The sequence below is a fragment of the Cytophagales bacterium genome (genome assembly GCA_033344775.1).
Classification (GTDB): domain Bacteria; phylum Bacteroidota; class Bacteroidia; order Cytophagales; family Cyclobacteriaceae; genus JAWPMT01.
The window spans coordinates 614,322-627,993 of record JAWPMT010000001.1 but is presented as its reverse complement, the minus strand read 5'-3'; the positions used below and the strand labels follow the sequence as shown (position 1 = coordinate 627,993).

The following is a 13,672-nucleotide window of genomic DNA, read 5'->3' as shown; positions in this document are numbered from 1 at the left end:
ATGATAGCTATGAGAACATGACGTGTTAAACTTCACTCATCCTTGATACACTCTACTGGATTCACTGAAGCCGCTTTCCAGGTCTCAAAGCCTACCGTAAAACAAGCGATGAGTACTGTTGTAAAACCTCCCAGTACAAATAACCAGGGACTAAGATCAATGTGATAGGCGAAGTTTTCCAACCAGCTTCCCAACAAGTAGAATGCCACAGGAGTGGAAATGATAATTGCAGCTACGAGCATTTTCATCACATTTCCGCCGAGCAATCGGACAATTCTGATCCTACTTGAACCCAGCACTTTTCGAATGCCAATCTCTTTGATTCTGCGTTGTGTCATGAAGGTCGTTAGACCAAATAGTCCAAGGCAGGAGATGATGATCGCTATGGAAGCGAAATAAGTCGAAAGGCTGGCTACCTGAAGTTCTGATTGATAAAGTGCTTCGTATTCTTCGTCCAGGAATTTAAACTGGAAGGGAAGTCCGGCGTTATATTCCTGATACACTTCTCCCAATTCTTCGATGGTTTCCATTTCTCTGCCCGCCTGCAGTTTTACTGCAATCGTGGTAGCATCAGCGGGCTCAAAGATCAAAAACATAGGTTTAATCGCTTCGTGAAGGGATTGATAATGATAATCTTTCAAGATTCCTATTATCTCTCTATTACCACGAATATTCACCACCTTACCAATGGGATCTGCCAGTCCCATGGCGGCAATGGCCGTTTCATTCAGAATGATCTTCTTATGTTCATTGGTGAATTCCCTGGAAAAAGAACGCCCCTCTTTTAATTCTAGTCCAATTGTCTCCACAAAATCGTATCCGACGTAGGCAAACGTAAAATCGATGTAGGGTCTTCCATCTCCACCATAACCGCCACCGGAATTATTGAATTGAGAAATGCTACCCTCTAAACGGGTGGAATGAACGACTCCAGGAATGGTGGCAAGCCGATTCATAAATGGCTCCATGTTGTTGACCAATTGCCCGTCTCTAGCAAATGTGATCACGTTTTCACGGTCATAACCCAGGTTTTTGGATCGTACATAATCCACTTGCTGAGATACGGTCATTACCGAGATAATCAGCACAATTGAAAGTGAGAATTGGAAAATGGTCAGTCCTTTTCGCAGCCATTGTCCTTTGGTAGAAGTCTTCAATTTCGCGCTCAAAGCATCTAAAGGCCTTAGGCCAGACAGGAACAGGGCAGGATAAGTGCCTGCTAACAATGCTGTGATAATGATGATTGCGCCTAATCCGATCAAGGTTTCAAGGCTGAATTGTAACGTCAAAGTCTTGTTAGTAATCGCACTGAAACCCGGTAAGATCGTACTCAGTAATATCAAGGCTAATAAAGTGGAGATCAATACCAGAACGAATGATTCCATCAGGTGTTGACTGATAATGAAACCCTTGGATGTTCCGAATACTTTTTTAACACCCACTTCTTTTAACCTTCTGGTTGCCAGGGCTGTAGAGAGGTTGATGAAATTAATGCAAGCGACCAGTAGGATCAGCAATCCCACCCCAGAAAAGAGATAAACATAAGAAATGCGACCTCCTGTCAGTACCCCATTTTCGTATCGATTGTAGAGATGACGAGTAAGATAGGGTTGGAGGTGCATGTTGATGACATTGCCTTCTCTGACGTAGATCTGAGACATCTTTCGCTGATAAAAGGCATCCAGTTTTGCTTCGAACTCCGACAGATTGGTTTGTTCATTCAATTGAATGAAGACCCTGGAACTGTTGCTGCCCCAGGAGGCTACTCTGTCCGCCTCGAAAACTTGATATGGCAGTACGAATTCAAAATCCTCGGACGTGTTGAGTTGTGAGTCGTCGAATATGCCTGAGATTTGGTAATCTGCTTCATACAATACTTCTCCATCGGTATTGTCCAACAGGTGGATCGTTTTCCCAATAGTGTTTTCATCTCCGAACATCTTTTCGGAAAGTGATTTGGAGATAACAATTGAGCTCGGAGAAGTCAGGACTTCATTAGGATTACCGTTAGTCAGGTTAAATGAAAATAGGTTGAAGAAGTCATTGCCAACGAAAAGGCCCGAGGACTTCAGTGTCTTATCATCGATGGACAAAATCGCATATGGAAATTCACGCATGATTGGAACAGCCATTTCTACTTCAGCCAATTCGGACTTCATTTCCGGTATCAGGAGTTCACTATTGGAATCGTGTGTTCGAGTTGGGCGGTCTGTCGTTCTTTTAGTGCGCAGCACTTGATAGATCTGATCTCCTTTCGCATGAAACTGATCTTTACTGATCTCATCATTGACCCAAAGGAAAATGAGCGTGGAGGCCGCTAATCCAACGGTAAGTCCGATTAGGTTGATCCAAAACGTACTTTGGTACCTTTTGAAGCTGCGAAGTGTAATCAATAAGTTGTGTTTTAACATGCCGTAGAAGTTTAATCGATATGTTCCGCCCGCGGGACGGATAATGTCTTTTCTAAATAGGATCAATACATCTTTGATAAAGAGTAGGTCTGCCTTTCGTTTGCCCAGTTCATCCAGACGTTCGTAGTACAGCTCCATGAGGTCACCTTCGATAGGTTGGTGTAATCGAGGGTGGCAAAACCATCGAAAGAAACTGCGAAAGAATTTTGGCGGATGTTTATCCATCTGTACGAAGGCTTTCGGTTACGTTAACTTTCGCTGAATTTGCGGTTTGTGTAGTGATTGTCAATAGTGCCAATAGGAGCACCAGGAATCCTCCAAAGAGGAAGTAAACAGGCGACAACTCAATCCGATAGACAAAGGCGTCCAGCCAGTTTCGCATGAGGTAATAGGCAATGGGTACAGCCATCATGACCCCAACTATCACGAGTATGGTGAAGTCACTGGAAAGCAACTTGATAATGCCCAGATTTGAGGAGCCTAGTACCTTCCTGATGGCGATTTCTTTGTGTCTCTGCTGTGTGCTGAAGGAAGTCAAGGCCAATAACCCGAGGCAGGAAATGACAATAGCAATGGCTGCAAAGTACTTGGAAAGTGCCGTAATCCGTGCTTCCGAGGCATAAAGTGCCTGGTAGTTGTCATCCAGGAATTTGTATTCAAAAGGATAACCTGCATTGAATTCATTGTACACCTGCTCAATACGCGCGATGGTTTCCTGTTCCGTTCCTGCCTGCATCTTGACGATGAATTTCTCCGCATTTTGCTTGAGTGAGAAGATGAACGGCTTGATTTCTTCCTGCATCGACTGGAAATGGAAATCCTTCACCACACCAATGATCTGTTTGGGGTTAACGTTGGGATTAAGGTTGCCAATTTGTTGGTCAAGTGGAGCTTCTAATCCTGTCATTTTTATGGCCGTTTCATTCAAGATGTAAGCATCCACATCAGAAGGAAATTTCTGCGAAAAATCTCTACCATCCAGCAGGCCAATGTCCAACAGTTTGATCAGGTCATACCCGCCACGTATCTGGTAAAAGCGTAATTTCCTATCGGCCTCACTCATGCCTTCCCACTTGTATCCGTGTGTGTAAGCAAGCCTGCCTGGAAGTTCACCATCCATTTGCGAGGCAATCAATACTCCAGAAATGCTTCTGATTTCATCAAAGAATGCCTGACTGTCTTCGGCCAATCGACCCTCTTTTGGGAAGGTAATGATGTGGTCTTTGTTATAACCAAGATTAGTCGTCTGGATGAAATTCACCTGATTGTAGATGACAATGACAGAGATGATCATGGTCACTGAGATCATGAACTGGACAATGACCAACCCTTTTCTTAGCAACAAGCCGCCAGCATACCCATTGAGTTTTCCTTTCAATGCAGTGACCGGTGTAAATCCAGAAAGGTGGAGTGCGGGATAGATACCCGAAATGAGTCCTGTAGCTGTCGTAATGGCCAGGATGGACCAGATCGCATTGGGAGCAAAGCTGAGTGATAGTTGTTTACCCGTGATTTCGTTGAATTGTGGGAGCAAAAGGATCACAATTACAAGGGCCATGATCAAAGCCAAAAATGCCATGAAAAGTGATTCGCTGAAGTATTGAAAGATGAGCGATCTTCGACCTGCACCAATGGCTTTCTTGACCCCAATTTCTTTGATCCGTCTTGAGGCTTTGGCTGTCGAGAAGTTCATGTAGTTGATGCAGGCGATGGTCAACACAAACAACGCAATGATTGAAAACAACCTGACATAAACGATCCGCCCTTCAGTGGGTAATCCGTTTTCATATTGGCCATATAGGTACTTTTCCGAGTAAGGCTGTGCATACAGGATGAAATTGGAGTTCTCCCAGACTTTTTTCAGGAAATCACGGAGCTTTCCATTGAATTGGGCCAGGTCTGTACCTGCATGCAACACAAGGTTGGCTTGTGTGCCGCCATTGTACCATTCCATCATTTCCGGTGTAGCAAATACCTCATAACTCAAGAGAATATCTACTTTTTCAGAAGCCAGAGAATTGGGTTTGAAAATGCCGTTTACTTGAAAAGAACCACCCTCATATTCATCCTTTAGTTCGATGGTTTTTCCCATGGCACGATCCGACGATCCAAACAAATTGATCGCCACCTGATCCGAAATGATCACATGACTTTTGTCACTGAGTGCCTGGCTTTTGTCCCCATGTATAAACTCACCTGGGAAGATGTTAAAATAGCCTTCTCCGATGTAGCGATAGCTCGCCCGCATGTTATTATCACCAGCGCTGAATACACTTTTTCGAACATGAGCGGTGACGGGTACGGCATACTCCACTTCAGGTAGATGTTCCACGAGCGCAGCATACAAAGGATTAGGCCCCGACCCATTGGCATTGGTATGGTAGGTACCTGAAGTAGGATATGAGTAAATGACCTGAACGTGTCGGTCACTGTCTTGCTCGGAGAACTTATCGGTATTCAGTTCATCGGTGACCCAAAGAAAGATGAGCAGCGCGCTGGCTAATCCGGTGGCAAGTCCCAGCAGGTTGATGAGAAAGGTGCTTTTGAATTTCCGAAAGCTTCGAATGGAGATCAATAGATTGTGTTTGAGCATACCGTAGAAATTTAGTCTGTAGGTGCCATCAGCAGGCTTAATGATGTCTTTTCTGAAGAGGACCAATACATCTTTGATAAATAGGAGATCCGCTTTTCCTTTTCCCAAAGTTTCGATGCGTTCATGGTACAATTCCATGAGGTCTCCTTCGATGGGTTGAAACAGCCTCGGATGACAGAACCATCGGAAGAAGTTGCGGAAGAGTTTTGGAGGTTGATCATTCATCCTTGAGGATTTTAGCTGGGTTGGAAAGGGCGACCTTGAGAGATTGTGAGCTAATGGTCAGGAAGGCGATGATCAATGCAAGGCATCCGGCCGATGCAAACACCCACCCTGAAATTGAGATGCGATAGGAAAATGCTTCTAACCATTGTTCAACGGCGAACCATGCAGCAGGAATAGCGACGATGAACCCAATAACTACAAGAGTCAGAAAATCCTTAGAGACCAAAGAAATAATTTGCGAGACCGTCGCTCCCAGTACTTTGCGGATACCTACTTCTTTGACTCGTAGATGTATGGTGTAAGTCGCCAGGCCGAACAGGCCCAACGAGGCAATCAGTACCGCTAGTAAGGTAAAGAAGTTAAATAGCCTACTTTCATTCAGGTCGTCCTTATATAACGCGTTGTATTTATCCGTAAGCAATTGTGCATCAAAAGGGTAGGAGGTGTATGAGGCCATGCTCTTATCCAAAAAGGCCAGCGTCTCCTGAAAGTTTTGAGGGTTGATTTTGAAAGACAGGTAACGAAAAGAACGTGGGTTGCGGCGTTCGATGAACATGGGTTCAATCTTCATGTGCATGGAGTGCATGTGAAAATCCTTGACCACTCCGATGACTTCTCGATAATTCATTTGCGCGTCATCTGAAAAACGTTTACCAATGGCTTCTTCAGGTGTCCAACCCATCACTTTTAAAGTAGCCTCATTGATGATGATCAGGTTGAGTGAGTCGTTGATGTCCCGAGTGAATTTTCTTCCGGCAATCAGATCGATATCATACAGATCCAGGAAGTCGTATCCCGCGCGCATTTGATAGATATGGAGGTTGTCGATAGGATCAGTTCCTTCACCATCATTGACAATCGTGCCTTGTCTAAGATCGATGGGTAAGTTTTGCGAGCCAGTTACCGCTAGAATGTTTGGATGACTTAACCATTCATTTCGAAGCACATCAAATTTCTCAGACACTTCGCGACTTCTATTCCGTACAGTCAGTATATGCTCTTTCTGAAAGCCCAAATCTTTATTTTGGATGAAGTAAAATTGTCGTTGAGCTGCCAGAGCGCATATAATCATTGCGATCGAGACTGTGTATTGACCCACGATCAGCGCCTTCTGTAAGGTGCGTTTACCGAGTCGGTTTGTTTTACCTTTTAGTGCGTTGATCGGCTGTAATCGGGCAATCAGGAAAGCAGGATAATACCCAGCGAGGAGGCCCAGTAAAATGACCTGTAGTAACAAATAGGGAGAGGAGACCGCCAGCATATCCAGACTAAGTGACAACTCCCTTTCCAGCATTTTTCCGAAAAGAGGAAGTACTGCCCAGGTGATTAAAATAGCAATTAAGGTGGCGATAAACGTCAGGAAGATGGATTCAAAGAGAAACTGGACCATTAATTGTGATCGGTTAGCACCAATGGTTTTTCTAAGCCCGACTTCTTTCGAGCGATTCATGGATCGAGCCACCGCCAGATTCGTATAATTGACCAATGCCAGAAGCATGATCAGCACAGCGATCGTCGCAAAAATCATGATCTGCTTTTTGCTCCCTTTCCCTCCAAAATCGAAGTTTAGAGAGGACTGTAAATGAATGGAACTCAGTGATTCGAATTGATAATGTTGTGGATACAATTCAAGGTTGATCCAGTATTTCTCCAGCAATTGAGGCATTTTGGACTCAAGCATCTTTAAATCACTTGATTGATTCAGCGTAAAGAAAGTGTGGTAGCCATTGCTTCGCCATTTCTCCCGATTCATATAGTCATGATACCATTGGAAGCTGGCTACATTCATGACGAAATCCAGTGGCAATGTCGCGTTTTTCGGAGGATCTTTGATGATGCCAGTGATTTGATAAGTTTGCTCTCGATGGGTTATGCTTTTTCCCATGGCATCCTCATGATCAAAAATTTTTGCTGCTAAAGATTCGGTCAGAATTACACTGTACCGATCATCCATTGCTGTTTCAGGATTTCCTGCAACAAACTCGTAAGGAAAAACATCAAAAAATTGCGCATCCGCAAAGATTCCTGCCTGGTAATACAACTGCTCTTTATTCGGACCAATTAGCGCATTGTACCAGTCAAACACAGTAGCATCTTGTACTTCGGGATATTCTTCTCTCAAGGCGCTTGCTAACTGGATTGGTGTAACTGCATATTTGTTCTTCCCCAGGAAATCATTGCCTGATTGGGAATCGTAGACACGATAAATCTCGTCGTGATTTTCTAAAAATCGATCATACGAATACTCATAGCTGATGAATGAAACAATGAGCAAAACACAGGCAATACTCAAGGAAAGTCCTCCGATGTTGATGGCCGCGTAAACCTTTTGTCGCTTGAGGTTTCGCCAGGTTGTTTTTGTGTAGTTTTTGATCATGCCATATTGATTAATTCGGTGAGTTACGTTGGCGGGTCTGATGATGTCTTTTCTGAAGAGTGCCAGCACATCTTTGATGAACAGCAGGTCTGCTTTCCTTTTGCCCGATTCGTCCACGCGCTCGTAGTACAATTCCATGAGGTCACCTTCAATGGGTTTGTACAGTCGGGGATGACAGAACCATCGGAAGAAGTTGCGGAAGAACTTGGGTGGTTGAGACATCTTAGAGGTCGCTAAACTTCACGTCCAGAGAAATGGAGGGGATGGCTTCCCAAAGGTTATTGCGGGTTTCCCTGGTGTGTTCCATGGCCTCTTTACCCAGAGAAGTGATTTTGAAATAGCGTTTGGGCCGTCCGGCTCTTTCCTGAGTAGCATCTTTGTCTTGGGAGGCGAGGTAGTTTTTATCCTCCAGTCTTCGCAACGCAGATTGCAATGCCCCGACGCTCACACTTCGGTTCAACCGTGTTTCGATTTCCTTCTTAATGGATACCCCATAGGCATCATCATACAGGATGGCGACGGTCAGCATCACGATCTCCTCAAACTCACCAAGTTGAAACTTTTTCATAATCCAGAATAATTAATTCCTATTCGTAGTATTTACGAAGAAAGGTAATTTTGGTTATAAATTCCTATTTGCAGTATAATTATTTTTCTGCAGGAATTGTTTTGAAAAGGGGCAGGGGTATATCGCTTCTAATTACAACTTATTGAAAATCAGAATACTGCTGCCGGAATTTAATGGAAGTATGAGAGGGTTAGACGTATGACCTTCAGGTTGCTTTGCCTGGCCATTAGAGAGGAATGATCACGAATTGATTCATATCGAGTTAAAGTGAGCTTTAAATTGAAGTCAGGTCTAAACCCTTTGAGAGAGGAAGATAAAGATCACTGAAGCCGAGTCATTGCAATGGAATAGTTAACTGTAAATGCGATCTGAATGCCTCCTCCATTCAGACCGTAATTGGTCACTTCCTCAGAACTGCCACTTAAGACCAGATCGGTCTCAGAAAACGAATCTATCATAAAGGTAAATGAACTTTCAATTCCGGAACTAACCATCGGGATGAAAGTCAGTTCATTGCTTTTATCATTGAGTAGGTAAGTGCCACTTTCTTCCTGATCAGGAAAATCTCCGTTTATGAATTCCGTTCTGATCATATAGGTTCCGTCATTTCTAAATTCATAGGTGGTGATTACTTCATTTAGATCCTCAACCTCAACTAAACCTGCTTTATATTCCTCCAATAACTCATTTGACATCATCTGAGCGAATCCTTGTCCTTCTAAAAAGTTAAGAAATACATCTTCATCAAATTCAGCATCGGCGCTGATTGTATTGACTTCCCATCTACCAATCAATGATGGTAATTCTTCCTCGTCCGTACATGAAACAAAAAATAAGGTACATAGGAAGGTAATTGCAAATGAAATATTCCGGAGTTGTTTAGTGCTCATTTTTCTTGTTTCGAATGCTATTTTCCAAATATAAAGCGAAAAAGACGGCCTAACACCTAACCAAAACTCAAAAAGCCTTTGCAGGTGTGATCACCTGCAATAATATATCAAAGGCGAGGGCTCAATTTCCGATGGAGATAACTCCAAAGGGGTTGGTTAATGAATAGTCGAATAGTCCTGGCGTGAAAATTAGGTCTTAGATACTATCCGAAATCTACCACAAAATTATTGGGGAAAGGTCCTTCCATAAGTCCTGTTCCAGCTCCAGCTATGCCTGAAGCTCGACGAACATTTGGTAGTGTGAGCACCGCTGCCACAAAGGTTGGAATGGTGACTGCATTAACATATTTACCATAACATTCATGTAGTGCAAAACCATAATTCATGTAACTAGCGCTTCTGTTGGGATCAAATTTCTTGGGTTCAGGGAATTGTTCCTGATCAAACATAGCCGCAGCAGTCAAAGCAAAGATTTTGCTTTTTGCCGGAATGGTGTACGATTTATTACTCACATGAACTGTTTGTTTTTCCTCACTGAAGCGCATCACCAATGGCTGATGTGGATTGAATCGTAAAGCCTCTGATACGTATCCGTACATTTCTTTTATATCTCCTTTTGCCGCGATAGCAACGGCCTGCTGGAGTGTGTCGGGACGATTGAAAAGCTCATCCAGTACCAGGACCACCGACTTGTTGGTCGTTTCTAATGCCCCTGTAATGATCCCTGAGATATTTCTTCGTATGGTATCATCATCCAGCCATTCAAAGCCTTTCTGTCCCTGCAATTGGATCATACGATTCAGCAAATTATCAGAAAGCCTTCCATTTTCTTTTAATTCACATTTTCGTTTGTCAATCAAATGTTCAATGCAAACCTTCATTTCATTGGCTGCCACAAGTGCTTTTTGGTGTATGGCTTCATCGTCCCCCAAGTTGAGGAAGAGGTCCCAAAAGATTGCTCTCAACCATGCTTTCATTTTGACATCATTTGATGCGTGGACGCCAAAGTAATGTCGGATCAATTGTGTTTGAACTTCTCTTACCAGCGTATTGACCACATCTAGTTTCCCGTACATCGAAGCGGACTGGGTCATGATCTCAGCTTTTTCTTTAACGAAACCCTGAATGGACGAAATGTCCTCTCGTTTAATGATACTTCTGGCCATGTCACGCTCCCGGCCGAACTGAGGATTATTGCGGTCCATACCCAAGAAAAAAGCATCATTAAGCTTAGACATCTTCTTGGAATTGATCTCTTCAATGGTGAAATCCAGGTCCCGGTCCAGCACATTGACTACCGACTCATGCTTATTTACCAGTACTAATTTTGTGAACGGCAAGCGTACTACAGGAAACCTCTTTTGCAAAAAGAAGAACATGTTGGGTTTGAATTTTTTCCCGAATATGACCCGACCAATTTTTTGATTCATGCGAGACAGGGCGGAAGGCTCTTTTGGGATCTCGCTTTGGTCTCGAAGTATGGGTTTGTCTTCCTGATATAACCTTAACACAAATTGACCCGCCTTAGTCGCCCGCAAACGATAAACAATTTGTCTAAGTTCATCGGGTATTTCGTTGATGTCGGTAATTACCGCTCCATATTGATCTGGCAAGATCAATGGACCTGCAACAGAAGCAAAAGTGATGTCTGCGAGGCTCAATCGATTCCCAGCCAGGTATTTTCTGCCATCCTGTAGTAAGTCATCTACAAAGTCGAATACCTCATCAACAGCTTTCAATCGTTCCTCGACAGTTCCATCGGCAAGCCCGAGCCCCTTACTCAAGGCATTCCTCAAGATAGGATATCCCAGCTTGAAAATGACCCTTTCTTTCCAGGGTACCCTTCTGGTAAACAGGGGAACGGCGTACTTCCTATGAGGAAGCAGATAGGTATAGACGAGTTTTGACAAAGGGCCCGTCAGGTTACTGTATATCTTCTCGTATAATTCCAGGACCTCCTTTCTCTCGTCTGGGTCATCCGGGATGATTTTGTTTTCTGGTGCCGATCGTTCTTCTATGAGCTGAACAATACTCGGCACGGTATAAACGAGGGCATCAGTAGTAACCAGAACAGGGTTGTTCCAAATGCCAGTTCCTCCACTGAGTTTGTTCACCACAGGTACATAAAGTCCCGGAGCATGTGGTTCATCTTTATACAATATGCCCTGGAGGTCTAGTACCCATCGGGCTATTTCGTCCACACAACTCACACTGTTGCTGACGTATGTGGGGACCTTTCGGGAATACTTAAAGTCTTTTCTGAATTTAATATCTCCCAGTACGGAGTTGCTTGCTGCCATGCTAATGGATGTCTATGTATGTTGGTTGCTGATCTAATAAAGGGTTGTGACTTACTTAAGTAGGGTCAACAATCCCTTCGCTGATGTATTTTATTGCTGTGAGACTTGGAATGAATAAGTAGACACCTCCTCGTGTCTCAATGAACCTAGGGATACCTGCCAGGTATTTAGGTAATTGCTTTTCGTCCCCTTCAATGATCAGACGACCTCCATCCTCATCTTGATTTCCCGTAATCGGATCTTTGTCATTGGCCAATTTAAAGTCATTTCCATAATTGAGCCATTGTTGAACAACGAATTCAAACTGACGTTTGATATTAGCTACGATGGTCATGATGATGGTTCCGTGCTCACCCTCGTTGCTCTCCATTGTAGCGATGCCATAAGGGAGTCCTCTTCGGATCATGCGTCTCCTGTTGTCTAATGCAGCCGGAGTACTGAAAGCATCTTTGGAGTTGAACTCCAGGGCTCCTCGTGGATTGGCTCTACGAATGTGTGAACCTACCGGGCACCTGCTACCAGGAATATCATCGAAGAAATCGAACCCAATGAAATGTCGGTTCACTTCTTTGAATTTCTCATGTGCCTTTGCTAATTCTTCAGGAGTTTTCGCCGTATTCAAGGCGAATATGGCTTTTTGTCGCTCATCAGCAATTTCATCAGCTGCTTTTTGCGTGGGAAAAGTGGTCATAGGTGCTCCATTTCGCCACCTACCTACAAACTTCGCCGCAAGCTCTTCCTTGTCGATGTTATATTTTTCAGATGCGGTATCCAGGTACTCATTGAATTTGCCCACGTTCTCGTGGAACTTGTTGAATACCATGAACGACCCATTCTTAGATAGCAATTTTGGTATAGGTGCTGCTGGATATTCATTGGCTTCATCTCGATACCCCAAAATAAACTCTCCCGTCTCAATGGGTCCCCAATTCTCTTCAACCATGGGATTGTTATAATTGAGTTTTTTTCCGCCCCCAATGACTTCACCCATTTCTGGGGTCATTCCTTTGAAGAATGGATTGCTGATACCATCAGTATATCCAAAGTGTTCTTTGGCGGTAGGAAAACCATTCTCGTCATATAGTACTGAGGCTTCCTGAAATTTATCAAGTTCTTTTCTGCCATTATTACAGCCTTGAATCAATTCAACCCCATCGATTTGATCTACAATCGACGCGATGGATTCATAACGTTTGACGAGCGACTCATCATCCTTTGCGTCCATAGACATGAACATGTGTATGTCGTCCCTGTATACATCGTCCCAGTGTTCCGGTCCACTTGCACTATTGTCCCCGAGAATACTGGTCCGGTTTCTGATGCCCATCACATACTCATCGGGGAAAGCATGTAAGCTGAGAATGGGAACTCCAAGTATCTTTAATCCATTGTAAGTGAAAGAGACATTGGTCGTTACCTCCGGCAGTGAAATGGTTCCGTTTTGCATCAACGCGGAGGAAGTGATCAGAGGAGCAATTTCTTTGATAAATTTTCTTCCATCTTCTCCTATGGTAATCTTAATAAAAACATATCTCGATTTGATATAACCAAACTCGGCGTAGTTAATCATGATGTTCCCTTGAACATCATAGTAATCAATAACATTATCCATTTATATTTCTTTTAGAGAAGGCCTGTATTTCAATTGGTTGATAAGTGATCGTTGTTTCCTCGATCTATGATGTCCGATAAATCGGACTCACCGGGTTTCCATCTTGGAAAATCCGCAGTAGGTTGCGTCTCTGCTATAAACGCTTTAAAAGCAGTGAGTAACTCTTCGGAAGACTTGTGCGCATTATCGAAAACAAATCGCGAAAATTCCTGCTTGATGTACAAGGATTTAAGCTGATCCTGAAGGGAGTCATCAGTAGATCCATTAAAGTAAAACGTAGTTTCAACCTGGCATTTTTTGATGTAGGATTTAAACCCCTCAGGAGATAAAGCCTTATCATCAAAACCGTAACAGTCCTGCCAGATGGATTGAACTTCTGTAGGGATCGCATTAAACATACCCTCGAGGTAGGTATCTAATTCCCCATGAAAATTGGAAGTAAATACCAGGTATTTCGACTTGAGGTGTTCGAGTTCATGGGGATAATTTTCAAAGAAAACATCTTCTAATATCCAGAGTCTTGACAAGTAGGTATTGGGGACCTTAGCCATGGGTGTGGTATCAAGCTCATTAAAACTTTGAATCAGGTTTCTCAATTTAGGGATCACCGCTTGTCCCGAACCGTCGATTTCTTTTAATGGACTTAATACGGTTAAACCGTACGCATTTCCTGATTGATTAGGCATTGCTAGTCTG

8 protein-coding genes are annotated in these 13,672 nt (G+C 43.4%); all 8 read right to left on the bottom strand.

The window, feature by feature from the left end; all coding sequences use genetic code 11:
* Window positions 1–32: 32 nt before the first annotated feature.
* Window positions 33–2,636, bottom strand: a complete 2,604-nt coding sequence (locus R8G66_02490) for an ABC transporter permease (protein MDW3191196.1) — start codon at window positions 2,634–2,636, stop codon at window positions 33–35.
* Window positions 2,629–5,229: an FtsX-like permease family protein gene (locus tag R8G66_02485; protein ID MDW3191195.1), complete on the bottom strand. Its 2,601-nt coding sequence runs from the start codon at window positions 5,227–5,229 to the stop codon at window positions 2,629–2,631. The genes R8G66_02490 and R8G66_02485 overlap by 8 nt, the downstream gene beginning before the upstream one ends.
* The gene (locus R8G66_02480; GenBank protein MDW3191194.1) at window positions 5,222–7,828 is read right to left on the bottom strand and encodes an FtsX-like permease family protein; all 2,607 of its coding nucleotides are present in this window, start codon (window positions 7,826–7,828) and stop codon (window positions 5,222–5,224) included. The genes R8G66_02485 and R8G66_02480 overlap by 8 nt, the downstream gene beginning before the upstream one ends.
* 1 nt (window position 7,829) lies before the next feature.
* Complete coding sequence (locus R8G66_02475; protein MDW3191193.1) at window positions 7,830–8,174, bottom strand: helix-turn-helix transcriptional regulator; 345 nt, start codon at window positions 8,172–8,174, stop codon at window positions 7,830–7,832.
* A gap of 320 nt (window positions 8,175–8,494) precedes the next feature.
* Window positions 8,495–9,064: a hypothetical protein gene (locus R8G66_02470; GenBank protein MDW3191192.1), complete on the bottom strand. Its 570-nt coding sequence runs from the start codon at window positions 9,062–9,064 to the stop codon at window positions 8,495–8,497.
* Window positions 9,065–9,267: 203 nt separating this feature from the next.
* Window positions 9,268–11,364, bottom strand: a complete 2,097-nt coding sequence (locus R8G66_02465; protein MDW3191191.1) for a cytochrome P450 — start codon at window positions 11,362–11,364, stop codon at window positions 9,268–9,270.
* Between the two features lie 55 nt (window positions 11,365–11,419).
* Window positions 11,420–12,976, bottom strand: coding sequence for a hypothetical protein (locus tag R8G66_02460; GenBank protein ID MDW3191190.1), 1,557 nt, complete (start codon window positions 12,974–12,976; stop codon window positions 11,420–11,422).
* Window positions 12,977–13,005: 29 nt separating this feature from the next.
* Window positions 13,006–13,662 (bottom strand): hypothetical protein, encoded by a 657-nt coding sequence (locus R8G66_02455; protein ID MDW3191189.1) that lies wholly within the window; start codon window positions 13,660–13,662, stop codon window positions 13,006–13,008.
* Window positions 13,663–13,672 lie beyond the last annotated feature (10 nt).